At 62.8% G+C, this 24,389-nt stretch carries 16 protein-coding genes; 8 read left to right on the top strand and 8 right to left on the bottom strand.

What is annotated here, in order from left to right; all coding sequences use genetic code 11:
* Positions 1–884 precede the first annotated feature (884 nt).
* Together GE027_RS23315 and GE027_RS07435 are read left to right on the top strand one after the other, a co-directional pair.
* A complete protein-coding gene (locus tag GE027_RS23315) occupies positions 885–2,789 on the top strand; it encodes an exo-alpha-sialidase (RefSeq protein ID WP_237607370.1) in 1,905 nt (634 codons plus the stop codon).
* Between the two features lie 253 nt (positions 2,790–3,042).
* Positions 3,043–4,083, top strand: coding sequence for an extracellular solute-binding protein (locus GE027_RS07435; protein WP_237607369.1), 1,041 nt, complete (start codon positions 3,043–3,045; stop codon positions 4,081–4,083).
* A gap of 364 nt (positions 4,084–4,447) precedes the next feature.
* Here GE027_RS07435 and GE027_RS07430 read toward each other — a convergent pair whose 3' ends face one another.
* On the bottom strand, positions 4,448–5,572 hold the full coding sequence (locus GE027_RS07430) for a gluzincin family metallopeptidase (protein WP_153556554.1): 1,125 nt from the start codon (positions 5,570–5,572) through the stop codon (positions 4,448–4,450).
* Positions 5,573–5,838: 266 nt separating this feature from the next.
* On the opposite strand from GE027_RS07430, the gene GE027_RS07425 reads away from it, so the two are divergent.
* The 5 genes from GE027_RS07425 (at position 5,839) to GE027_RS07405 (ending at position 10,259) form a co-directional block, all read left to right on the top strand.
* Positions 5,839–6,099 carry a hypothetical protein gene (locus GE027_RS07425; RefSeq protein WP_153556553.1) on the top strand — a complete coding sequence of 87 codons (261 nt, stop codon included), beginning with the start codon at positions 5,839–5,841 and terminating at the stop codon, positions 6,097–6,099.
* A gap of 93 nt (positions 6,100–6,192) precedes the next feature.
* A complete protein-coding gene (locus GE027_RS07420) occupies positions 6,193–6,939 on the top strand; it encodes a sugar phosphate isomerase/epimerase family protein (RefSeq protein WP_153556552.1) in 747 nt (248 codons plus the stop codon).
* A 144-nt stretch (positions 6,940–7,083) separates the two neighbouring features.
* Positions 7,084–7,461, top strand: a complete 378-nt coding sequence (locus tag GE027_RS07415; protein WP_153556551.1) for a DUF4339 domain-containing protein — start codon at positions 7,084–7,086, stop codon at positions 7,459–7,461.
* Positions 7,462–7,475: 14 nt separating this feature from the next.
* Positions 7,476–8,702 (top strand): hydrolase, encoded by a 1,227-nt coding sequence (locus GE027_RS07410; RefSeq protein ID WP_153556550.1) that lies wholly within the window; start codon positions 7,476–7,478, stop codon positions 8,700–8,702.
* Positions 8,703–8,849: 147 nt separating this feature from the next.
* On the top strand, positions 8,850–10,259 hold the full coding sequence (locus GE027_RS07405) for an aminotransferase class III-fold pyridoxal phosphate-dependent enzyme (protein WP_153556549.1): 1,410 nt from the start codon (positions 8,850–8,852) through the stop codon (positions 10,257–10,259).
* Positions 10,260–10,321: 62 nt separating this feature from the next.
* Here the strand turns inward: GE027_RS07405 and GE027_RS07400 are convergent, their stop codons facing one another.
* The 4 genes from GE027_RS07400 to GE027_RS07385 all read right to left on the bottom strand — a co-directional run bounded on the left by GE027_RS07400 (position 10,322) and on the right by GE027_RS07385 (position 16,661).
* The gene (locus GE027_RS07400) at positions 10,322–11,743 is read right to left on the bottom strand and encodes a phytoene desaturase family protein (protein WP_153556548.1); all 1,422 of its coding nucleotides are present in this window, start codon (positions 11,741–11,743) and stop codon (positions 10,322–10,324) included.
* A 103-nt stretch (positions 11,744–11,846) separates the two neighbouring features.
* Complete coding sequence (locus tag GE027_RS07395; RefSeq protein WP_237607368.1) at positions 11,847–12,632, bottom strand: SDR family oxidoreductase; 786 nt, start codon at positions 12,630–12,632, stop codon at positions 11,847–11,849.
* Positions 12,633–12,731: 99 nt separating this feature from the next.
* A complete protein-coding gene (locus GE027_RS07390; protein WP_237607366.1) occupies positions 12,732–16,238 on the bottom strand; it encodes an amidohydrolase family protein in 3,507 nt (1,168 codons plus the stop codon).
* A gap of 45 nt (positions 16,239–16,283) precedes the next feature.
* Positions 16,284–16,661 (bottom strand): translation initiation factor, encoded by a 378-nt coding sequence (locus tag GE027_RS07385; protein WP_153556546.1) that lies wholly within the window; start codon positions 16,659–16,661, stop codon positions 16,284–16,286.
* A 138-nt stretch (positions 16,662–16,799) separates the two neighbouring features.
* On the opposite strand from GE027_RS07385, the gene GE027_RS07380 reads away from it, so the two are divergent.
* Positions 16,800–18,098, top strand: a complete 1,299-nt coding sequence (locus GE027_RS07380) for a hypothetical protein (RefSeq protein WP_153556545.1) — start codon at positions 16,800–16,802, stop codon at positions 18,096–18,098.
* Between the two features lie 162 nt (positions 18,099–18,260).
* Here GE027_RS07380 and GE027_RS07375 read toward each other — a convergent pair whose 3' ends face one another.
* The 3 genes from GE027_RS07375 to GE027_RS07365 all read right to left on the bottom strand — a co-directional run bounded on the left by GE027_RS07375 (position 18,261) and on the right by GE027_RS07365 (position 24,278).
* Entirely contained in the window at positions 18,261–20,336 is a 2,076-nt protein-coding gene (locus GE027_RS07375; RefSeq protein ID WP_153556544.1) for a DUF4340 domain-containing protein, read from the bottom strand.
* Positions 20,337–20,479: 143 nt separating this feature from the next.
* Entirely contained in the window at positions 20,480–23,422 is a 2,943-nt protein-coding gene (locus GE027_RS07370) for a Gldg family protein (RefSeq protein WP_153556543.1), read from the bottom strand.
* A gap of 100 nt (positions 23,423–23,522) precedes the next feature.
* On the bottom strand, positions 23,523–24,278 hold the full coding sequence (locus GE027_RS07365) for an ABC transporter ATP-binding protein (protein WP_237607365.1): 756 nt from the start codon (positions 24,276–24,278) through the stop codon (positions 23,523–23,525).
* Between the last annotated feature and the right edge of the window lie 111 nt (positions 24,279–24,389).

Raw genomic sequence — 24,389 nt, 5'->3', positions numbered from 1 at the left:
AAGATACGAACTTTACCGCCGAAATTTGCTAGCTCTACATATAGGGGGCACGGTCGACACCACTTTACAGACGGCTATGGAAGTCATCCGGGAAGAGTCACTTCGTCGTACCGATACGAGCCGCATGCCACGAACATGAGGTGCCGAGAAAACGTCGCCACCACCACCGTTTCCGTGCGGGGTGCCGGGTCCGTGTCCACTGTCCCCGTGCGGTTTTGCTGTCCCCGGCTGGTGTTCGCCGTGCACTGTTCCCGGCAGGCTCTGTCTCCGGCAGGCTTCAACTTCAAACCGGTTTATCCCGGAGTTTTCATAGCCCCGGTTCTGTGGTGACGAAACCGAGGCTATTGCCTAAACGGCTCAATAAATCGACAGGCCGTGCTGTCCCCGGCGGTTGGTGCACTGTCCCCGGCGGCCGGTCCCCGGCGGCCGTCCGTTGGTCCCCGGCGGTTGGTTTGGCGGCTGGTCGTGCACTGTCCCCGGCGGTCTGTCGTCCCCGGCGGTCTGTCGTCCCCGGCGGTCTGTCCGTGCTCTCCCCGGCGGCTGGTCGTGCACTGTCCCCAGCGGTTGGTTTGGCGGCTGGTCGTGCACTGTCCCCGGCGGTTGGGCGGTTGGTGCACTGTCCCCGGCAGTCCCGGCAGTCGTCCCCGGCAGTCCGCGGCGGCTGGTGGTGCACTGTCCCCGGCGGTTGTCCCCGGCGGTTGGTGGCGGTTGCTGTTGGTTTGGCGGCTGGTGGTGCACTGTCCCCGGCGGTTGCTGTCCCCGGCGGTTGCTGTCCCCGGCGGTTGCTGTCCCCGGCGGTTGGTCCCCGGCGGTAGGGGATTTGGGTAAGATCTGTTGTGTTTTTTTGAGGTGGTTTCCCTTCGTTACCGAACGAAAGTTGTTTCATGCGTCGCTATTGCTGCTTGTTCCACTCGCTTGCCCTTGTCCTGATCGGCTCCCTCGCCGCTTCCGCCGCCGAAGAGCGGGCGCCGCAAGGGGTGCCTCCGGGGGTCGAAAAACCGCTTCGCATCGCCCCGCGACCGGGCAACGGTCGCAACAGCGAAGGCGACTTCATCCAGCTCAAAGATGGACGAATCCTGCTGGTGTATACGAAGTTTATCGGCACCGGTGACCACGCCCCGGCTGAACTGGTGGGCCGCTACTCGGCGGACGGCGGGAAGACTTGGACCAACGAAGACGTCCCGATCCTTGCTCGCTCCGACGAGGACGCGAATCTGATGTCGGTCTCGCTGCTGCGGCTGGCCGATGACCGCATCGCTCTGTTCTACATCCGCAAGTACGCTGCTCCGGAGGGCGCGAAGTACCCCTTCCTGGATGACATCCTGATGCGGACCAGCAGTGACGAGGGCGAGTCGTGGTCCAAAGCCACCTCGATCGTTCCCCGAGACCAACCGGGCTACCGCGTCCTCAACAATGATCGCGTCATTCAACTCCAAAGCGGTCGCCTCGTGGTCCCGCTGGCCGTCCATTACGTTCCCGGTTGGCCCGGGTACAAACCGTCCGCGGAAATCGTCTGCTACCTGTCCGATGACCAAGGCCAATCGTGGCGGGCGAGCCAAAGCCGGCTGACCTCCGACCTGTTGGCCCAGGAACCCGGCGTCGTGGAACAGAACGATGGCGACATCCTGATGTTTTGCCGTAGCCGCGATTGTCAGCTCGTCTCCCAATCCGACGACGGAGGCGAAACATGGTCGCCACTGAAACGGTCCAACATCCCCCAGCCCACCGCTTCGCCCGCCTCGATCGAACGGATCCCCAGCACGGGCGACCTGCTGTTGGTCTGGAACAATGGCGACGACCCGCTGGCCAAAGCCAAGCCCGTGGGACGCCGGCCGCTCTCCGCCGCGATCTCCAAAGACGAAGGCGAAAGCTGGCAGCACATCAAGAACCTGGGCACCGATCCCAACGGCTGGTACTGCTACACCGCGATCGAATTTGTCGACGAACATGTGCTGTTGGGACACTGCGAATTCCCCGGACTGAACTCCCTGCAAATCACGCGAGTCCCCATCAGCTGGTTCTACGAACCAGCCGCCCAGCCGGCCGCTACCGCCAAGCCGCTTGTCAACGCCCACGCGCATAACGACTACCTCCATCAACGCCCCCTGCTCGATGCGCTCGCCCATGGCTTCACCAGCGTCGAGGCCGATATCTTTCTCGTCGACGGTCGCCTGCTGGTCGCTCACTCGCGGCGAGAACTGCAGCCGGACCGAACTTTGAAAGCTCTGTATCTGGACCCGTTACGCGAGCGGGTCCGAGCGGGCAACGGCAGCGTCTATCCGGCGGGCGGCCCCTTCTATCTGCTGATCGACATCAAGGACGACGCCGAGACAACGTATGCGGCGCTTGCCAAAGTGCTGGCAGAATACGGCGAAATGATCTCGGTGGTTCGCTATGGCAAACTGGAATCCAAAGCGGTCAATGTCATCGTCTCTGGCAATCGCCCTCTGCAAACCATGACGGACGAAACCGTACGCTACGCTGGCATCGATGGCCGATTTGCAGATCTCGATTCGGAATTGCCGAGCCACCTGATGCCGCTGATCAGCGACAACTGGCGACGCCATTTCCAATGGGACGGGACGGGCGACATCGGCGAAGCGGACCAGCGAAAACTAACGACCGCGGTCGATAAAGCTCATGCTCGTGGGCGGCGAATTCGCTTTTGGGCCACCCCCGAAACGGAGGCGATGTGGCAAGTTTTGCAGGCGGCAGGAGTCGATGCCATCAACACCGACGACCTGGCAGGCCTGGAGCAATTCCTGCGAACCGCGGCGGCAGGCGATTGAACCAGAGCAGCCAAACCACCGCTGCCAAACGAGCTGCGTTAGCGGTTTGCCGCCGGACTACCACAACCCCCGAAACACCTTGTTGCACCAGAGAACGAAAGGTCGCAGGCGCATTGCCTGGAGGAGACCTGTGATAAGCTGGAGGGAAAGCGGCCTGGACGTCCGGCCGTACTCCAAACGACTCTCGCAGGTATGGTTCGTGATGCAGTGTCCGCGTGATGGGATTTTGCAGGGTTCTCGCTTATCGATTCGAGTGCAACGGCGGACATCGATGTTCGTCGCGGCCGCGATTCTAGTCGTCGCCGCGGCGGGCTGCGTCCCGAAGGCGGAAAACGAAGTGGTTGTTTATTCGGCGCTCGACCGCGAGTTTGCGGCACCGATCCTCGGTGCGTTTCACCGTGCCAATGATGGACAGATCACCCCGGTGCCCAAGTACGACGTGGAATCCACCAAGACGATCGGGCTGGTCAATCGCCTCATCGCCGAGGCCGACGCGCCGCAGTGCGACGTGTTTTGGAACAACGAAATCCTGCACACGGTGCGGCTGCAGAAGATGGGGCTGCTGGAGCCGCACGACTGGCAGGTCGGCGAAAACTGGCCGCCCTCGATGCAGGCCAGCGATGGGACCTGGTGCGGATTTGCCGCCCGCGGCCGGGTGCTGTTGGTCAACACACAGTTGCTGCCCGACCCCGAACAATGGCCGCAAACGGTAGCCGAGTTAGCGGATCCGAAATGGCAAGACCGCTGCGCGCTGGCTCGCCCGCTGTTCGGCACCACCGCCACGCACGCCGCGGTGCTGGACGTTGCGCTCGGGGCCGAGCAGGCCGAAACGTTCTTCCGCGCGGTCGCCGACAACGCCACCGTGTTGTCGGGCAATAAGCAAGTCGCCCTGGCCGTGGCCTCAGGCCAAGTGGCCTGGGGGTTGACCGATACCGACGACGCGATCATTGAAAAGGACGACGGGATGCCGGTGGAGATCGTGTTTCCGGACCAACAGCCCGGCCAGCCCGGATGCCTGCGAATCCCCAATACGGTCGCGGTGCTGAAAAACGCTCCGCACCCCGAAGCCGCTCGCCGACTGGTCGACTACCTGATGAGCAGCCAGACCGAGGACCGCTTGGCGATGGGCATCAGCTCGCAGATCCCGGTTTCTCAGGACGCCAAGGTCCGACCGCACGTGTTGCCCGAATCGCCCGTGCGGTGGATGGAAGTCGACTTCGAAGCCGCCGCCGAGCGCTGGGAACAGCTGGCCCCGCGGCTGGAAGAGATCTTCGCCGGAGAGCTGGAGTTTTAGACCGAGGATCTGAGATCGGGAAAGCGAAAGCTGATGTCTCCTGGCTCGAACGGAAGCTATGTACGGCGTGCGAAGCTCGGGGCGCAGCAGCCACGGAGTGGCGACACGCGGTAGCCCCAGGCGCGAGCCTGGGGTGCCGCCCCCAGCACCCGCGCGCTAGTCCCAGAGGGACGACACGAATTCCGGTGCCAGACTTCCTGTCGCCCTTCCAGGGCTTTTGTTCGTTATGGTTACGTTTCCCCGGGCTCGCGTTTTGGGGCTACCACAGACAAACGCTCCGCGATTTAGGAACGTTCGTTCCCCTACATAGAATCCGCTAGAGTCAGGAAATCTGAAATCTCAACTCGGGCTGCTGGCTGCTGCTTTATCGCCAGGTGCGGGCTCGGCCGGCGGGCCAGAGGGCGGCGGGAGCCATCCGCTGTTCGGGTTGCGGCTGGGCGGCGGTGTGCGGCGGACGCGGAGTGGCCGTCGCCGCGGCGGCAGGGGAACTGTCGTCGCTGGCCACCGCTTCGCGGCGACGCAGGTACCAACTGTCGCCGTCGCTTCCGCGATTCTCGGCGGCAGCCAGGGCGGCGGCTCGGGTCGCCGGCCCGTCACGAAGGGGCGTCGCGGCGCCGCGGGGCAATGGTTCGGGCGCTGTCGCGGCGGGTGATTCACCCGAGGCCAGCCGTACGTTATCGGTCGCACCGCGGGGTTGGCGTTTGACATAGCGGTCGACCGACCCACTGCCGTCGCTGACCCATTTCAACCAGTACTGCTGCAGTTCCGCCAGCGAGTCGTATCCGTAGAACTCGCGAACCGTGTCGGTCCAGCTGGGATGTTCGTGGTAGTGTTCGAGGAATTCGATGAATGTCCGCGGCCCTTGCTGTTCGATCAGGAAGCGGCAAACGGAGTAACCCTGAGCGTACATCGGATGGATGTCGTCGGGATACTCGCGGAGCAGGAACAGCTTGTTCATCGCGATCCCACGTTCGGTGCGGAGAAAATTTCGCAGATGAGCTTCGTGCTTGCTCTTTTCGGATTCGTGTTCGACGATCGTGCACACGCCTTCGTCAGCCCAACGCGGCAGGGGGCGTCCGAAATGGGTTGCCAGGATCGTATGCGACACCTCGTGAGGCAGCACGCTGTCGAGGATTCGCTGGGGCGTGCCGACGACTTCCATGCGGAAGTTGCGAACCGGCTGGATGTCGTAATGGGTGACCCCCTGAGCGGCCAGGTTGGGTCCGGATACGACGCGGATGGGGCAGGGCTGGGGCCACGGCGACAGTTCGTATCCCAACCAATAATCCGCCAGGTCGCGGCGGTACCGTTCGGCCGCTTCGCCGACCTGCCGGGCCATCACCGCATCGGGTGCGGTGATCACAAAATTCTGCGTTCGAACCGACGCTTGTCCAAGGGCGGTTTGTTCGGCCGCGCCGAGGCACAGGGCCAACGCCACGAGTCCCAAAACGTTTGCCCAGACCGTCCGCAACGACTTGGTCGCATCCATGCCACAGCTCCTCGGGTATCCCTACCACCGACAAGTTTGTTTTCGGCGATGTCTTTCGCCGCCAGCGAAGCTCATTCTTCGCTGCTCGCTGCGAAGTGTACGGCAGAGCGGAAAAGGACCCTAGAGCGTTTTTCGCTTTTGTGCCGTGCGACGCGAGGTGGCGGCCTGCGTCCGGTTGCCGTCAATCTCAAGAAAAATCATATTGGGATCTCTTTCGGTCGCGCCCGCCGCGGTCCCAATTAATTTATTTCTGTCGAGCCCGAAACATGGTGGATCCGCAGTTGCTATCAATGTTGCGGTGCCCGCGCACCCTTCAGCCTCTGAAACCGGCTTCGGCCCAACGAGTCGAAGCCTGCAACGCGTCGATCGCGGCGGCAGAGCTGCACGATGCCGGCGGGCGACTGGTCGAGACGCCGGTCGAGGAGTTGCTGGAGTCGGCCGATGGCCAGTGGCTGTACCCGGTGCGAGACGGAATCCCCACGCTGGTGCCGGACTGGGCGATCCCCGCGGAGCCGGGCTTTCGCTAAGACGGCTAAAGCCGCTAAACTCCCCGGCTTGCGGCTGCCGCAAGCCCGCGGCTGCCAGCCGTTAATGAAACGTCGCATGGAGGACTGTCAATCGTGTTTGTCGCTGCTTCGCTGGAATGTTTGCCGGACCAAAGTTTTGAAGAGGCCCTCGAACTGCTGAACGATCTGGAGTTCACGGCGGTCGAAATCGACTTGCACTCCGACGGGCACATCGATCCGGCGGCTCTGCTGGTCGCACCGGAGGAAACGGTTCACCGCGTCCGGCACTCGCACCGCATGGATATCAGCGGTTACAGCGTGGATTTGGAAGCCACCGGAGCGGACTTCTACAAGCTGTTCGACGAGATCTGCAAATTCGCCAAGGCCACGCGTGTGGTCACCCTCACGGTTCGCTCGGCCGAACTGGGAACCCCCTTCAACGAGGAGGTCGAGCACTTGCAGAAATTGGTCGACCTGGCTGAAACGCAAGGAGCCCGCGTCGCCGTCAAAAGCGAACTGGGCCGATTGAGCGAGGATCCCGATACGTTGATGGTGCTGTGCGACAACGTGCACGGCTTGGGCGTCACGATCGATCCCAGCGTGTTCATCTGCGGACCGGCCAAGAACAAGAGCTACGACCGGATCCTCAAGTACGTTTACAACATCCATCTGCGAGATTCGTTGCCCGACAAATTCCATGTCAGCGTGGGACAGGGAGAAGTCGATTACGGCAAGTGGATCAATCAGTTGGAACGCGAGAAATACGATCGCGCCCTAACGGTCCATCTGCCACCGCTAGAGGGGCTGGACCATCGCGTCGAACTCCGCAAGCTTCGCCGGTTGCTGGAAAGTTCTCTTTAAAACACGACGGAACGCGGTTTGCAAATTCTGGACGAGCCTCCCCTCGCGTCCTACAATGGGGGGGACGTACTTTTTTTTGCTCGGCCTGTGTTTTTACACGGCCCTTTTCTGCGTGGTCTGATCCGACAAAGGGATGCTCAGCGGATGTCTGAATGGTTCGTACGCCAAAACGAGACGGAAATCGGTCCTGTCGATGGCTCGGGGTTGTTGGATATGATCCGCGAAGGAGCGGTCAAACAGGACACCTTGGTGCGAAAAAACGATTCGGCATGGTTTGAGGCACGAAGCGTGGGCGGGCTGTTCGAAGCCGCTTCGAAGTCCTCCACCAATTATTACTGCCCCGAATGCAACGCGGCGGTGCGCAAACCGCCCTGTGTTTGTCCCGGTTGCCGGATTCAGTTGAACTACGCCCGCGCCAAAGTGGTCGAAAACAAGATCGACGGCTACGAGCCCGCGGCCAAACCCAAGCGTAGCGCCTCGGTGCAAAACTGGTTGCGCCGCGTGCAAACGCGGCGACAGTAAGGTCGTCGTCTTTGATGGTCGAGTCATCCGCCCCGCTCGCCGCAACCCGGCGCTGGTTGAAACAGCAAGCCGAGCCCGCCGTGGAACGCCTGCAACGCTGGTGCGAGCAGAACTCCGGTTCGTACCACCGCGAGGGACTCGAGGCGATGGCCGCGCGGTTGATCGACGATCTGGCCGATCTGGAGATTCCGGCCGAACGGGTGAGTCTGCCGGGCTGGGAGGAAATCGACGAGCTCGGCCGCCGCACCACCCATCACACGGGGCCGGGCCTGCTGTGGCAACACCGCGATGAGGCGAAACATCGGGTGTTGCTGTTAATCCATTACGACACGGTCTATCCCGCCGCGGCGCCGGTTCACATCCGTCGCGAGCAGGATCGGTTGTGGGCCCCGGGAGCCGCCGATGCCAAGGGTGGCATCCTGGTGATGCATCTGGCCCTGGCGGCGCTGCGGCGTTTTCAAGTGGCGCCGGACATCGGCTGGACGCTGGCCCTCAATCCCGATGAAGAAATCGGTTCGCCGGCGTCCCGCTCGTGGCTCCGCCAACTGGCCGCCGAACACGATTTCGGCATGGTCTTCGAACCGTCCCTGCCCGATGGAGCCTGGGTAGCCGACCGCAAGGGCTCGGGCAACTGGACGTTCCTGGTCGAGGGCCGGGCCGCCCATGCCGGACGCAACCCCGAACAGGGACGCAACGCCATCGTCCGCGCCGCTCAGGTCGTCGAAGCGCTCGATACGCTGAATGAACCGCTGAAAGGCCGGACCGTTAACGTGGGCCGTATCCAGGGCGGCGGACCGCTGAATCGGGTTCCCGAGGTGGCCGTGGTGCGGGTCAACGTGCGGATCACCCAAGCCGCGGACGAAGAACAGGTCATCCACCTGTTCGAACAGATCGCCGCTCGCTACAGCGGCGATGGATTCACTTGTTCGTTGTCCGGCGGGTTGCACGCGCCGGTGAAAGTGGCTGACGCCGCGGCGATGTTGCTGCGTGAACGGATGCAGAAATCCGCCAAGAAGGCCGGCCGCATCGTGCGCTGGCGAGATACCGGCGGGGCGTGCGACGGCAGCAAATTGGCGGCCTTTGGATTGCCGAATATCGACACGCTGGGACCAACCGGGGACCATCTGCACAGCCCGGAAGAGTACTGCGATCTGGATACGATCGTGCCGGCCGCCCAGACGATCGTCCAAGCGTTCCACGACTTTGCCCGCGAACCGCATCGCTGGCCCACGCGTCACTAAGTGTTGCCGTTCGCTCCGCGAAAGTTGCTGATGCGACACTGACTACTTTCGGCGGAGCGAAAGGCGACACTGCGGCTTGCTCCGGATCGCAGCGAAGTTAGATTGGTGGCCGACATTCCATCCGTTTATTGCTCCGAGGTTAACACTGTGAACTCCACCGCTGCCGACGCTCTCCGATCGGACCCTCGCGTCGCCGAGGCCAAACGTCTGCTGCGCGAAGCGGTGCTGGAACACGGGCAAGGCTTGAACCGGGCGCAGCCGCCTCGGCCGGAGCTCGAGGCCGGCTATCAGGATCAACTGCAGCGATTGGAAGCGGCCCGCGGCGGCAAACCCATCTGGCCCTACCTCTCCAGCGGCCTCGGCAATGGGCCCTGGGTCGAGCTGGCCGATGGCAGCGTCAAACTGGACATGATCGGCGGCATCGGCGTGCACGGAGCCGGGCATAGCCATCCGGCGATCCTGGATGCGGCCGTCGATGCGGCCTTGGAAGATACGGTGATGCAGGGCAACCTCCAACAGCACCCGCCCAGTTTGCAGATGTGCGAACGGCTGCTGGAAGTGGCTCGGCGCCAGGGAGCATCGCTGGACCACTGCATGCTCAGCACCAGCGGCGCGATGGCCAACGAGAACGCGCTGAAGATCGCGCTGCACTCGGCAGCGCCCGCCGATCGCGTCCTGGCTTTCGAACATGCGTTCGCGGGACGCTCTCTGGCAATGGCCGCCATCACCGACCGGCCCAAGTACCGCGAAGGCTTGCCGCTGACGCTGGATGTGGATTATCTGCCCTTTCTGGATCCGAACGATCCGGCCGGCAGCCAACAGCGTGCGGTCGACCAACTGCAACAATTGTTGGCTCGCCATCCGGGACGCTACGGCGCCTTCTGGGCCGAACCCATCGCCGGCGAAGGCGGTTACTACCCGGGCAGCCGAGCGTTCTTCGCCGCCCTGTGTCAACCGCTCCGAGAAGCCGGGATTCCGATCATTTTCGACGAGATCCAGTCCTTCTCGCGGCTCAGTCAACCGTTCGCCTTCCAGCATTACGGCTTGGATGAGTTTGCCGACATCGTCACGGTCGGAAAAATCACGCAGGTCTGCGCCACGCTGTACGGCCAGCGTTTCAAACCCAAAGCGCCGATCCTCAGCCAGACGTTTACCGGTTCCTCCTCGTCGATCGCCGCCGGCCTGGCGATGCTCCGCGAACTGGAACAAGCCGATTGTTTCGGCCCCGACGGGGCGAACCTCAAACGACATCGCTACTTCGCCGCCCATTTTCAGGCGTTGGCCGAGAAGTATCCGGGCGCGGTCCGCGGCCCCTATGGCGAAGGCATGATGATCGCGTTCACGCCAGGCGATGGCCGCTTTGAAACCGCCAAATGGTTCGTCGATACGATGTACGCCGAAGGCTTGCTGGGCTTTATCTGTGGCAGCGAGCCGGCACGCGTGCGTTTCCTGCCCTCGCCGGTAACGACCACCACCGAACATATCGATGCCGCGGTGCAGCTGTTGACCGGCGTCGTGGAGCGGTACGCCCGCGGAGAAATGTCCAAGGAGGGGTAGGGGATTGGCAGGCTGGAAGCCTATGCCACTGGTTTTCACAGGCTGGAAGCCTATGCCACTGCTTACCGTAGGCGTCGGCGGAGAACCGCCCTGGCGGCATGCCAGCCGCACATTCCGTGGACGCCGCCACCGGGCGGCGTGGAGGCCGAACAGAGAAACAGATGCGGCACCGGCGTGGTGTAGGGATTCCAGCGGGCCACCGGACGCGTGAACAATTGCCAGGCGTCCATGACACCGCCGGTGATGTCGCCGCCGATGTAGTTGGCGTTGTACCGCTCCAGGTCCTGCGGAAACATCTTGTGGCGGTCGAGAATCAGGTCTTTGAAGCCGGGCGCAAAGCGTTCGATCTGGTCTTCGATGCGGTCGGTCATATCGACGGTACAGCTCGCGGGCACGTGGCAGTACCCCCAGCCGGTGTGTTGGCCGCGGGGAGCTCGGGAATCGTCGAACAAACTCTGCTGAGCAACCAAGACGAAGGGATTGTCGGCGGGGCGCCCCTGCCAATTCGCTCGCTCGGCCAGAGCCACTTCATCAAACGTGCCACCGACGTGCACTGTCCCGGCGCGGCGACACGCTTCGGCTCGCCACGGAATCGGGCCGCTGAGCGCCCAATCGACTTTGAACGATCCCGGACCGTGGCGAAAGCGTTCCAGCCGCCGCCGGTAGCCGGCGGGCAGCAGATCGCCGGCGATCCGCACCAGATTTCGCGGTGAACCATCGAACAGAATCGCTCGGGCGGAGGGCAGTTCATCCAAGCGTTCGACCGGAGCGTCGACTTGGACGCGTCCGCCGAGGTCTTCTAAATAGCGCTGCATGGCGTTGGCCAGCTGCTGCGAGCCACCGCGGGGGAAGGGCCAGCCCCGGCCGTGAGCGGTCACGGCGAACATCAATCCCACCGCCGCGGTCAGTCGTTGCTCCAGCGGCAGGATGCTGTGAGCGGCCAGACCGGCAAACATCCCCCGAGCCTCTTCGGTGCGAAACCAACGATCGACGAAGCTTCGCGCCGAGGCGATGCCGCGGATTCCAAAACGAGCCATCAACAGCGGGTGACGCGGCAGGTGCAGCGGCCCGAGCACCTCTTTCAACAGCGCGTCGGACTGCCGGACGAACGGTTCCAGAAGCCGTCGATAGGCGGCTTGATCAACGCCGAATCCGGCGGCCGTTTCTTCCAACGATCGATAAACCGCAGCGGCGCGATCGAGGGCAACCGGATGGGCGAGCGGCAGTTCGGGATGGATCCACCGGACACCGTATTCCTGCCAGGGCATGGTTCTGAAGAACGGCGAAGCGACGCCCAAGGGGTGGATCGCCGAGCAGAGATCGTGATGAAAGCCCGGCAGGGTGCACTGGGCGGTGCGCATCCCGCCGCCACATGTCGACTTGGCCTCGCGCACCAGGACGCTGCAGCCGTGGCGAGCAAGGGTGATAGCGGCCGCCAAGCCATTGGGGCCGGCGCCGACGACGATCGCGTCATACTGTGGCATCAAAGATTCACGCTGGAAAGGACGGAAGCCGGTTGCAACCGTACCACATCGGCGCGTCGCCGCCAGCACGGCGCGCCGGGGCGTCCCACGGCGGGCAAACGCGCTACCGAATCAAGGATTGTCCGCCGTCGATCCAGACGGGCGTGCCGGTGATGTGCGCGGACAAGTCGCCCAACAGAAAGGCGGTTAAATTGGCCACCTGTTGCGGATCACCCATCGCTCCATCAATCAGCGGAATCTGTCCTTCGGGATACTCCACCGGCGTACGGATGCTGTCCAGGTCCTCCCGCTCGGTCTTTTCATGGATCGCCGATTCGATCGCGCCGGGGCAGATCACATTTACGCGGACCTTGTCCTGGGCAAGTTCCAGAGCCAGCATCTTGGCCAGCGCGAATTGCCCGGCTTTGCTGGCCGCGTAGGCCGAAGCGCCGGAGTTGCTGAAGGTGCGAGTGCCGTTGATCGAAGACATGACGACGATGCTGCCGCCTTGCTTCTTGAGGTGCGGCGCAGCGTGACGGATCGCAAAGAAGGTCCCGGTCAGGTTCACGTCCAGCGTCATCCGCCAGTCTTCCGGCGAAAGTTCATCGATCGGGGCCCAGGTGCCATTGGTGCCGGCGTTGGCGACCAGCCCGTCGATCCTTCCCCACTGGGCGGCGACCTGTTCCACGGCCTGCTTGACCTGGTCGTCCTCGGTCACGTCGGCTTCGGCCCACATGGCCTGGCCACCTTGGGCTTTGATCGCATCGACAACCGATTGCATTTCGTCCTGGTCACGGCTCAGGATCCCCACCCGAGCCCCGCAGGCCGCGCACGTCTTGGCGATCTCGGCCCCAATCCCTTCACTGCCGCCGGTGATCACAATCACCTTGTCATCGAGCTGAATCTTCACGCGTCGCGTCCTCATTGGTGGAAGTAAAATCCCACGAGGGAGGACGCAACTTCTGTACCAATCGCACCGAAGGCTAGACTCCAGCGCTGGAGTCGATCGCTAGAGCGCACAGCGGCCGCAGGCGCAGCCCACCGATTCGCTGAGCGAACTGGTGAAGGCGGGGCTGCTACCGCCGGCCTCGCGCCAGTACAACAGGGGCCGGGGCTGGCGAGCTCCGTGACGATTCATCCGCCGGGCTTCGTAGGCGTGGCCGTTGGCGATCACCGTCTGAACGCGTTCGCTGTGACGAATGTTCTCGGTCGGATCGGCGCCTTTGTCCAGGATGATCAAATCGGCCAGCTTGCCCGGTTCCAGCGATCCCAGGTCCTTGTCCAGTCCCAGATAGCGAGCCCCGTGAATGGTGCCGCACTCCAGGGCCTGCTGCGGCGTCATCCCGCCCTGCACAAACCCCCACAGTTCCCAGTGCGTGCAGATGCCGGCTAATTGACCGTGGCCACCGGCCTGGACCAAGCCGCCCTGCTGCACGACCTGTTGGGCGATCTCCGCGACGCGGATGTGGTTGTAGTCCTCCAGCGGTGCCTTCTGGCGGCGCCGCGAACGCGGGTTCAAAACGTGCGGAGGCACGAAGGTGGTCAGCCGTGGGTGCTGCCAGAGGTCGTCGACTTCGTACCAATAATACTCGCCGCTCAGGCCCCCATAGGCCACGTTCAGCGTGGGCGTGTAGCCGACGTTCGTTCCTCGCCACAGATCCATCACGTCGTCGTAAGCGGTTTGCACTGGCAACGTGTGTTCGATGCCGGTGTGGCCGTCGACGATCATCGTCAGGTTATGCATGAAGGTCGATCCGCCTTCGGGAACGACCATCATTTTTAATTTCCGCGCCGCCGCGATGATCTGCTGCCTCTGGTCGCGTCGCGGCTGGTTGTAGCTCTTGACGCTGAACGCCCCGACGGCCTGCATCCGCCGCAAATGAAACAGCGCATCGTCCAACGAGTTGACTTCCGCACGGCTGGCGCCGGTGGCACCGTACAGGATCTTGCCGGTCGAGAACGTCCGCGGGGCGACGATCCGGCCGGCCTTGGCCAATTCGCTGGCCGCGAAAATGCTGTGGGTGTCGTTGCTGGGGTCGTGGATCGTGGTCACGCCGAAAGCCAGTCGAGCCAGATTGATCCAGTTTTGCTCCGGTGTAATACCTTGATTGGCCATGGGGCCGTGAGCGTGGACATCGATCAGGCCGGGCATCACCACCTGGCCTTTGGCAGAAATCACGCGAGCGTCCTCGGGCACCTTGATCTTGTCGGCAGGACCGACGGCGGTGATGCGATTGCCATCGATGAGGAGCGTGCCGCGAGGGATCTCGCCCTCGGGGCCCATCGTCAAGATTCTGGCATCGACGATGGCCAAACGTCCGGCACCGGGATCGTGCGGGTGCTGGAAACCGATGGCCAGCGATTCCGCCACGCTGTCGCCGCCCTCGTCGTTCGCGCCGCCCTCGTCGTTCGCACCGCCCTCGTCGTTCGCGCCGCCGGCCGCATCGGCATCGTCCGTTTGCGTATCGTCCGCGTCGTCGCCCGTATCCTCGGACTCGGCCGGCCGCTTCAGTACGGATTCGATATCGACCGTGTAATACTCCGGCCCCAAGCTCCAGTGCAAACGTTTGCCGTCGCCGGAAAAGTGCACGAAATCACCGGCGGTCTGGCTGAGTTTGCGAATCGGCAAGCCCTGTCCCTGAGGGCCCACGGCGACACTGCCGCCGGCATCGACCATGGGGGCCAGGTAGACGTTGAACCGTTCGATGAACGCAACATGCTTGCGGTCCGGCGAGACACGAAACGCCGTGGCCCATTGGCTGGTGTAATGCGTGCGGCGATCATTGCCGTCGAGGCCGACGCTGTGCAGGGCGCGGTTGTCCGCATCCTGTCCCGGATCGGACGTGGTGAAATACAAGCGTTCGTTGGAATCGGCGAAGTGCGGATCGGAACCCTTGCGGACGATTCGCTGGGCCTCGCCTCCGCGAACCGGACTGCGATACAAGCCGGTCTCTCGAGACCACAGCGGGGTGGTCAGGTAACCGCCGGCGTGTTTGGCGTACACCACGGTTTGGCCATCGGGAGAAAACACCGGATCGGTGTAATGGCCGGGTTTGTCGGTGACCGACCAATTTTCGCCGGCTTGGGGGTCCACCGACGCGACGCGCACCGCGCCCAACCGCTGGTCATCCCATGTGCAATACGTGATGAACTGTCCATCGCGGGAAAAGCTCGGGAAGAACTCAAAATGGTCCTCCTGCGTGGTCAGCCGTCGAGGTTCGCCGTCGGGCAGGGAGCGGACATAAATGTGTCCCAACGCCTGATACGCAACCGCCGATCCATCGGGCGCCGTCGTCACCCAGCGCAGCATCCGCACATCGAACTGTTCCTCGCCGACCGGAACCGGGAACCGGACCACGCCGCGCACTTCCCGCTCGTCCTGCACATGAAACGGGATCGTCTGGGCTTGGCCGCTGGGCACATCGATGCGGCGGATCTGACCGCGCGACCAGATCACGATCGATTCGCTGTCCGGGGTCCAGGCGAACTGGCTGTACACGCCATGGATCGCCCAGGACTCCTGCATGTCCCGCTCCAGTTGGTCGTAGATCAAGGTGATCTTGCCGGACTGCAGATCGTACAGATGCAGTCCGGTCTTCGCGCCCACGCGACGGACAAACGCCAACTGCCGGCCGTCGGGCGAGGGGACCGGACGACAGGCCCCGCCGGGCCCGGAGATCAGCGTTTCGGTTTCCTGTTCCACCAGGTCCAGGCGTTTGATGACGTAGATGCCTTTGTGCGAATCCTTGTTGTATTCAAACGTGTTGCCGGGCGTATTGTCCTGGCTGTAATACAGGTATCGGCCATCGGGCGAGAACGCCGGTTCGTTGACATCCTTTTGCTGGTTCGGTTTTTCGGTCAACTGCACGCCGGCCGTCGCGCCACTGGCCAGGGCATCGCGGTGATACAGCCACATTTCGCCGCTGCCAAGCGAACGACGACTTGTAAAATGCTTGCGAGCCACCAGGTACTGGCCATCGGGACGCCAGGTCGGGCCGTTCAACAGGCGATAGGTTTCGGTCGTCACCTGCGTCAGCTGGCCGCTGTCGATGTCGAGCAACCAGATGTTGTCGCCGCCCTTGCCCGCCTGGCCGGTACGATCGCTGGTGAACGCGATCGTCTTTCCATCCGGACTGAACCGCGGCTGCATGTCCCAGGCGATGCCCTGGGTCAACCGGCGCGGTGTCCGTCCACCGGTCGCCTCGCTGCCGTCGGCCCCGTCGATCGGCATCAGGTACAAATCGCCCAGCAGGTCGAACACCACCTGCTGGCCATCGGGGCTGACGTCGACATTCATCCACGTGCCTTCGCGGACGTCGATGGCTTGACGCGACTTAGGCCCCGGCGGCGAAGCCACGTCCCAGTCCGCAGGTTGCGAGTCAGCGGCCGCGGCAACGCCCGACAGCACCAAGGTCCAGGCCAGCAGCCCTACCCACAACGAACGGCCCAGCCACAGCGATCGGCGGCATGATGCAGGAACGCACATCGCCGCACGCCAAGAGGATAAAACGGTCATCAAGCTCTGTAGGGTTTGAAGGTCGAAGTTGGATGTTTGCTGCGTTCAAACGCGATAGCCGATCGTTTTCAGCGTGCTCTTGGCCGTATCGAGGTGGTCGCCTTGCAACTCGATCAGGTCCTCTTTGGCTTTTACCGTCCCGCCGGTGCCGCAGGCGGCCTGTAGGCGGGAGAGCAGGTCCGGCAGATCGTTGGCCTCGGCCGATAGCCCCTCGACGACGGTGACGCGACGTTTGCCCTTGCGTTGTTCCAGACGAACGCGAGCTCGTTGTTTTTCCGGAGGCAGACGAGCCGCTTCTCTGTCCCGCTGCTGCTCGGCGGCCGCTTTGTCCGCCGCCGTGCACTGGCACTCCGATTCCACTTGCCCGCAAAGCTCGCATTCCGGCGGGATGTCAAAAGGCGTTCCGGCAAACAGACGGGTCATGGCAAGGGGAGCTGCGAGAGTGAGAAAAACGCGGCGGGGCGGCCGATGTCGTAGTCATTCTAGTCGCAAAGGGTATAAAGTGGCATGGGCTGGAAGCCTCTGCCACTTGCCTCCGATCGTTCTGAAGGATTGCTCCCTATGCGTATACGTCCCCCGGCTTCGTCTGTTCGATGGTTGGTCGTATGGTTCGCCCTCCTGGGGGGCGGTTCGAGCGGTTTCGGTCAAGATGCCCTTGACGAGCTGCCTTTTGATTATCACGCGACACGCGGCGAAAACCCTCTGACCGAGTTGTTTGCTCGCGTCGATGCCGGCACCGTGACGCTGGAGCACGACCCCCAGTTCGGAATTCTGCCGGAGTTGCTCGCGGCGCTCGATATTCCGGTGTCGTCGCAGGGGCTGGTTTATTCCAAAACCAGTTTGCAGTCGGCTCGCATTTCGCCTGAGAATCCGCGAGCCATTTTCTTTAACGACGATGTGTACGTCGGCTGGGTGCAGGGCAGCTCGCTGCTGGAGCTATCGACGACGGATCCGCATCTGGGCGCGGCGTTTTATACGATCCGCATGCGTCCCGGCCGCACCGTGCTGCGGCGGGAAAACAATGGTTGTCTGGCTTGTCACTACTTGCCCTCCACCCAGGACGTTCCGGGACACACCGTCCGCAGCGTGCTGACCCGTTCCAGCGGGCACATCAACAGCCTCACGCGATCGTTCGTCACGGACCACACCAGCCCGTTTGAGGAGCGTTGGGGCGGTTGGTACGTGACGGGCCGACTGGGCGGCATGAAACACATGGGCAACGCCTTCTTGGAAGGCGAGGAACTGGTCCCGCACGGCGACAACGATCGCCCCGACGTCCACGACGCGATCGACACCTCGCGGTGGCTCTCACCGCACAGCGATATCGTGGCGCTGATGGTCCTGGAGCACCAGACCGAGTTTCAGAACACGCTGACCCGAGCCCGGTTCGAAGTCCAGCGGGCGATACTGGAGCAAGCATCGCGTGAACGCAGCGGCGATGCGGACGCCTCGCCGGGAACACTGGACCGAGCTCTCGACGACGCGGCCCGGCGCGTCGTCGATTGCCTGCTGTTCGTCGACGAGGCCGCGCTGCCGGGCCCGATCGCCGGTTCGTCGTCGTTTGCCGAAGACTTTGCCGCCCGCGGACCGTTTAGTCGCGACGGCCGGTCGCTGCGCGAGTTCGATCTGCAGACACGGCTGTTCCGCTACCCGTGCAGCTACCAAATCTATTCAGAGGCCTTTCGCGTGGTGGAGCCGGAGCTGCGAGAACGCATCTTCACGCGGCTGGCCGCGGTGCTGGGCGGACGCGTCGATGCCGACAAGTACGCGCACCTGGACAAGCCCACGCGGGAGGCGATCACGCAGATCTTGAGCGACACGATCCGCGATTACCCGGCCGCGGCTGCGACGCGGCAGTAGCCACGAAGTGGCGAAAGGATGTAGCGATCTTTAAAAACGTTTACTCCCCTCTCCCCCGAAGCCTGGCGAGCCTAAGCGAGTCAGGCTTCGGGGGAGAGGGGAGTAAACATCAGGCTTAATAGATTCCATTACAGCGAGTAAACATCAGGGCTGGGCCCGGGCCTACTGCTGCGGGACGCCGGGGAAGCCGCTGGGCAGGCCACCTGGGAACGCGCCGGGGAGTCCGTTTAGGCCGGGCTGGCCGGCGTCCTCGGTGGCGGCTTGTTCGCCCTCTTTGACGATCAACTCGTCGAGGCTCAGCTGGAGCTTGCCGAAGGTGCTCTCGGAGATCTCGTAGTACCAGTCGGCGAACCTCGCGTTCAACTCGGCGACCCGCTTGCGAGCCGCTTCGAGCTGTTCTTCACGCTCGTCGAGTTTGCGTTGGTTTTCCTTGGTGATGCGTTCCTGAGCGGCTTCGAGCCGTTCCTGTTTCTCCTGCTCGGTTTCCTCAGGCTTCGCCGCAGCGGCTTCGTCGCCAGCGGCTTCGTCGGCAGCACCTTCGTCGGCCGTGTCTTGAGCTGCGCCGGTTTCCTCATCAGCCGGAGCCGCGTCGTCGGCCGCCGCTTCGGCTTCCTGGCCCTGTCCCGACACGCTGCCCTCGCCGGACTCTTCCTGGACCGCTTCGCCTTCCTCAGCCGCTTCGCCTTCTTCGGCTGGCTCGCTCTCGGAAGCCGGTTCACCTTCCGCCGCTTCGCCTTCCTCGGTCGGTTCACCTTCGGCGGCCGGTTCACCTTCGGCGGTCGGTTCGCCTTCGGAAGCCGGTTCACCTTCAGCGGCTGGCTCGCCTTCGGAAGCCGGTTCACCTTCAGCCGCTTCACCTTCGGCGGCTGGTTCAGCTTCGGCGGACTCGCCCTCGGCCGCATCGCCTTCGGCCGCCGGTTCACCGGTTTCGCCTTCGGGCGAGGGCAGGTCGGTCATTTCCGGTGGAGCGGCTGCGTCGGCAGCGGCCGCTTCGGGTTCCGCTGGAGCATCCAGTTCCTCGATCGTCTGCGGGATGGGTTGCAGCTCGGGCATGGGGAAGCTGGATTCGTCGACTTCGGTGGTGACCAGCAGGTAGCGATTGGAGCCGACCAGGCCGGATTCGCCTTCCCCGCCGGCTTCCTGCTCCTCTTCGCTCAACCCGGCCAGGTCTCCGAATCGCAGGATGTAGCGGATACCGTCTTTCATGTGCACGGCCAGTTCGCCGTTGGCGGCCAGGATTTCGGTTTCTTCGCTGCCGGCGCGTCCGGCAGGAATGAATCCCCGATCGTTCAACGAACGCAGGGCCGTTTCGTCGTTGAAGATATCTTTGGAAGCTTTCAGGTTGGCGCTCATGCCTTCGGGCTTGCGGCCGACATCGACGATCTTCAGATCATCGAGCGCCTGCTTCATCGCGTTCAGTTTTTCGGTGTTCAGCGTTTCGTCCTCGCCCAGGGGACGCGGCACGCTGGTGCCCTGCTTGTAGGTTTGCAGGCGGACCAGATCCCACTGGCTGCCTTCGATGGCCAGTTCCGCATCGAACTCTCGCTCTTCCTGAACGCTGCGCGTCAGCGGATTGGCCGAGGCGGTGTAGTTCTTCATGGTGACGCCCGCGATATCGAAGGAGGCCAGCTTCAACAGGTCCTCTTCGATCCAGTCGGTGAACTTGGTGGTCAGGGCGTCGTCGTTGAGCTCGACGGCATAGACGATGTCCTGACCGGGGCGGCGAACGTAGCGTTGGCCGGCTTGGCCTTCGACTTCGTTGCCAACGATCAGCGAGACCATCGTGGCGCCGCGGTCATCCTTGATCGTGACCAAGCGGCCGACGCCTTCGGAGCCGACTTGCACATCTCCGCCGGTGGGATCGACCACACCGAAACCGGGATGGTCTTCGCGGTTGGTGGTGCTGACGTCCAGGATGCGGTTGTCCAGGAACAGCGTCGCCGCTTTCTTCATCTGGTCTTCGGCATCGGCCGGGTAGCCGCCGTGGGTCGGAATCCGCCAGACACCGTCGCCGCCTTTCGCGACTTCGAAGTCCGCGATCTGGCTTTGCTCCTCATCAAAGGTGACGATCTTCATGCTGGCGGCGGTCAGCGGATCCTTGAAATCTTCGAACAGGACTTTGCCAATCTGCTGACTGACTTCGCTTTCGATGCGGGTCGGCCAAGCAACGAACGCTGCCAGGGCAGCCATCGCCGCGGCTACCGCCCAAAAGATGCCGGTCTTTGCCTCTTCGTTCACGTTGGGAATCCCCTAACAGATCGATGGTTTGAATGTCTTACTTTTAATTGTCTTCGAGTTTGATTGCTTCAGCATGCGGAAGCGTCGTACCAGCGTGCGGAACGCTCGGCCGATACGTTCCGGGCACGCGGCGCCGGCTGCGGTTACCGCAGCCGGCTCTTGGCGATGTTCTCGCGTTCGCGCAGTCGCCGTGCCGAGAACACGATGATGCCGACGACCAAGGGCGGGATGCAGGGCAGCGTCACAGCGGTTGCTTTGACGATGTTCTGGATGCTTTCCACGCGACCGTCGGCTTGTCGACGGATGTCTTTGCGTTTCTTGGCCATGTCCAGTTCTTCCTTTTCCTGGGCGACGCGTTTGCGGCGATCCTCGATCGCTTGCCAGTGCTGGAACTCCTGAACGATCTTCTGGATCTTGGCCATGTTCTCGCGGGTCAGGCCGTTCTGTTGCAGTTTGTCGATTTCATCCTGGTACTTCTTGGCCTGCGTCCGCCGCGCGGCGTCGGCTTCGCGTTCGATCTGGTCGGCTTGTTCCTGGAACCGATTGACCTGATTGCGTTCGTTCAGGGCGGCTTCCTGCTTGACGTCTTCGATCAAGGCCAGCGAGCTGACGTAGGGTTTGTGGCTGCGGATGGCGATGAAGTCGTGTTCGCCGGACAACCAGTCGAACACGTTCAGCAGGAAGGAAACATTTTCCATCTGAAAGCGAACGTCGTCGGTCTGATTGGGGTCGGCCCGGATCAACAGAAAGTCCGGGATCATCAGGTCTGAATCGGCGACGTAAACCACCTTCAGCGGCTCGGCAGCATCGGTACCTTCGGCTTCCGCTTCCGACGTCTCATCGGCGTCGGCTCCTTCCTCGGCTTGCTCCGCTTCGCCGGCCGCCTCGGGCGCGACCAGCGGCTGGTCCGATTCGATGGCAAGTGCCAAGATGGACTGCTGGCCGGGTCCGCCCTGCAGGCTCATCAACGTGCCGGGGTCGTTGTTGGATTCACGCACTTCTTGGAAACTGACCCGGCCGCTCAGGGCACCGGTTTCCAGCAACTTGGTGTGTTTCAGCTGGGCGTCCTCCTGGGGCTGGACGGCCCCGGCGTAGATCAACAGCACTTCCTGGAGGTCGCGGGTGATCGGGCTATCGGGGCCCAGCGAATTTTCACCCCCGGGCGCCTGGCTGTCGATGAAGACGAACAGATCGTTCATCGCTCGCGGCAGGTTGGGATACGGATTGTAGGTTTGCCAGACCAGGTCCGGGTTCAAGCCACCGGGCAGGGTCGGACTGGGTTCGCCCGGAACGTCCAACTCCAACAGGTCCCACAGCTCGCGGATATTGCCCTTGGGCGTCGGGGCGCTGCGGCCCATCATCATCGGATTGTTCTGTTGCTTGGGCTGGCCGGTGGGCGTCAGGCCGGGGTTGGTGGCCGGGAAGGGATCTTCGAACACGGCCGTGGGAACGCCGGAACGGACGGCTTCGAGGAACCGATTGAAGCGTTCGGGCGTCAGCGTCGAAGGCTGGACGGCGATCAAGGCGTCGTACTGGCCGGGCTGGACCGGAGCGTCGAAGGTGACTTCTTCGACGTCGTACTGTTTGGACAGTTCCTCGATCAACGGATGCTGCGGCGATTGCTGGACGCCGGCGGGGCCCATGCTGACGCCGCCCATCAGGCGGGCGTCGGTCGAGACGATTCCCAAACGCTTCTTCTCGCTTTGCGAAACGGTTTTGATCGAACGCACCAGCTCGTACTCGACCGGGATACCGTATTCGAGGATCGGGATCGTAACCTTGTTCAGGCCGCTGCGCATCGCGGCGCCCAGGATCAACTGCTTCTGCTGCAGCGCTCCCTTCTCGCGTACGATTCGCGTGACCGGAACGATGCCGAAGCGGTCCTCGGCCAATTGGGCCTCGTCGCTGAACAGCTCGATATCGTCGTACAGGTTGACTTCGATCGCGCGGCCCGCCTTGCTCGCTTCGCTGCGGAACTCTTTCAACAGGTTGATCAACTGGTACTTGGTGCGAGCGTACTGCTCGGGCACCTCGTCGCTGATAAAGGCGTCGATCACGATCGGACGTTCCGCGTCCAGGTTGCGGATCAGTTGCTTGGTCGTCGGCGACAGCGAACTGACGTCGCCCTCGGTGGCATCGATGCGAACCACGTCCCAGGAGCGGAACAGCACGACCGTGCCGCCCACAAAGACGACCAAGGCCAGGACGCGAGCCAGGTAGTGCCAGGCCATCGTGTTGCCGTCCTTGCCACCGGTCCAGTGCCGTCGGCCGATCAGGATCATGCACACGTAGAGGCTGACGGCCGTCACCAGGACGAAGTACAACACCGACGACGTGCTGACGACGCCGCGGCCGAAGTCGTCAAAGGGCGTGGCGATCCCGGCCCCTTCCAGCGTCTTGGCCAACCAGCCGCTGGGCAGCAGCGAACCGGTCAGCGAAGCGAAGGCCAGAGGTGCGTTGAACAGAGCCCCCAGAATGAACCCCACGGTCAGGTTGCCGGTCAAAAACGAAGCGATCATGCCGATCGACAGCATCGCCAGCCCCACAAACCAGTAGCCCAGGTAAGTCGTAAAGATCAGCCCCGTATCGACCTCGCCCTTGGTCAGCACGGCCAGGGTGATAAAGGTCGAGAGCTGGGAGAACAGCAGCGACGCGGTAAAGATGGCCGCGGCCGACATGTACTTGCCGATCACGATATCGAAGTCGTCTGCCGGCAGCGTCAACAACAGCTCGTCGGTCCCCTGCCGCTTCTCCTCGGCCCAAATGCTCATCGTGATCGCTGGGATGAATACCAGCATGATCAACGGAAACCAGCCGTTTAACTGATCCAGTGTGGCCAGGTTCTGGTTGAAGAACTCATAGGGCCAGAACGCCGCCAGGGACGTCAGGAACACAAAGATGCACAGAAAGACGTAACCGGTCGGGTTGCTGAAGTAGCCCACGAAGTTGCGCCGCATCACGGCGAAGGCCGCCTGTTTCGTCTTGGCGAGGACCGCCACGATCACCGCCAAAAGGGCCAGAAACAGCAGGTCGACCAACAGCAAATTGACCAATACCAGCAGGACAGAACCGAGTGTCGTTGACATATTTAGCAGACTGGAATGTACGAATGATGGAAGGTGCTAAAGGGTCGCCCAGCCGGGAGAATCACCCCGCCGGCAACCGGGCTCGATGGGGCCGTCCAATCTACGACGCTTGAGCCGCTTTCTGGCCGGTCAGGTTGTGGAAGGCGTCGTTCAGGTCGGTGCCCAGCTCCCGCAGGCCGTCGACGTCGCCGTTGTAGACCACACGTCCCTCATTGATCATGACCACCCGGTCGGCCATCGCTTCGACTTCTTGCAGGATGTGCGTGCTGAGCAGGATCGTCTTGGTCTCGCTCAATCGTCGCATCGTGCGGCGAACTTCGCGGATCTGATTCGGATCCAGACCCGCCGTGGGCTCGTCCAGGATCAACACGTCGGGCTCGTGCAACAGCGCCTGAGCCATCCCGACACGCTGCTTGAACCCCTTGGATAACTTGCTGGTCGCCTTGTGCATCACGGTCGACAAGTCGCAGATTTCGACCACCGCTTCGATGCGTTCCTTGCGATACGCCGGCGACAACCCGCGAGCATCGGCAAAGAAGCTCAGCATGCTCATCGGCGTCATTTCCGGATACAGCGGCCCGTTCTCCGGCAGGTACCCGAGGTGCTTGCTGCCCTCGATCCGCTGGCTCAGCATGTCGTAACCGGCGATCCGGGCCGTCCCTTCGCTGGGGGCGATGTACCCGGTCAACATCTTCATCGTGGTGCTCTTGCCGGCGCCGTTGGGGCCGAGGAAAGCGACCAATTCCCCTTCGCGAACCGTGAACGTCACGTCGCGACTGGCCGCGAACGGCCCGTAGAATTTGCTCAGATGATCCGCCTCGATCATCGCTTTGGCAGGCGTTTTCGATTCGCTCATGTAGCTCAGCAGAAAGCAAGTAAAAGGGGCAAAAAGGGGGTCTCAACACGTCGCAATCTATACTTGGGCATATCACTCTCCCTCTGGGAGAGTCGGGCTCTCAGGTCCGGA

This window comes from Roseimaritima sediminicola, assembly GCF_009618275.1.
Lineage (GTDB): Bacteria > Planctomycetota > Planctomycetia > Pirellulales > Pirellulaceae > Roseimaritima > Roseimaritima sediminicola.
Note: the sequence above shows the minus strand (reverse complement) of the source record. Positions and strands in the feature narration are given on the sequence as shown.

What these genes read in the sequence shown, in the direction of transcription:
- GE027_RS23315 (WP_237607370.1), top strand. Translation starts at nt 885, where the DNA reads ATGCGTCGCTATTGCTGCTTGTTCCACTCGCTTGCCCTTGTCCTGATC.
- GE027_RS07430 (WP_153556554.1), bottom strand. Translation starts at nt 5,572, where the DNA reads ATGGATGCGACCAAGTCGTTGCGGACGGTCTGGGCAAACGTTTTGGGA.
- GE027_RS07425 (WP_153556553.1), top strand. Translation starts at nt 5,839, where the DNA reads ATGGTGGATCCGCAGTTGCTATCAATGTTGCGGTGCCCGCGCACCCTT.
- GE027_RS07415 (WP_153556551.1), top strand. Translation starts at nt 7,084, where the DNA reads ATGTCTGAATGGTTCGTACGCCAAAACGAGACGGAAATCGGTCCTGTC.
- GE027_RS07410 (WP_153556550.1), top strand. Translation starts at nt 7,476, where the DNA reads ATGGTCGAGTCATCCGCCCCGCTCGCCGCAACCCGGCGCTGGTTGAAA.
- GE027_RS07400 (WP_153556548.1), bottom strand. Translation starts at nt 11,743, where the DNA reads ATGCCACAGTATGACGCGATCGTCGTCGGCGCCGGCCCCAATGGCTTG.
- GE027_RS07390 (WP_237607366.1), bottom strand. Translation starts at nt 16,238, where the DNA reads ATGACCGTTTTATCCTCTTGGCGTGCGGCGATGTGCGTTCCTGCATCA.
- GE027_RS07385 (WP_153556546.1), bottom strand. Translation starts at nt 16,661, where the DNA reads ATGACCCGTCTGTTTGCCGGAACGCCTTTTGACATCCCGCCGGAATGC.
- GE027_RS07380 (WP_153556545.1), top strand. Translation starts at nt 16,800, where the DNA reads ATGCGTATACGTCCCCCGGCTTCGTCTGTTCGATGGTTGGTCGTATGG.
- GE027_RS07370 (WP_153556543.1), bottom strand. Translation starts at nt 23,422, where the DNA reads ATGTCAACGACACTCGGTTCTGTCCTGCTGGTATTGGTCAATTTGCTG.
- GE027_RS07365 (WP_237607365.1), bottom strand. Translation starts at nt 24,278, where the DNA reads ATGAGCGAATCGAAAACGCCTGCCAAAGCGATGATCGAGGCGGATCAT.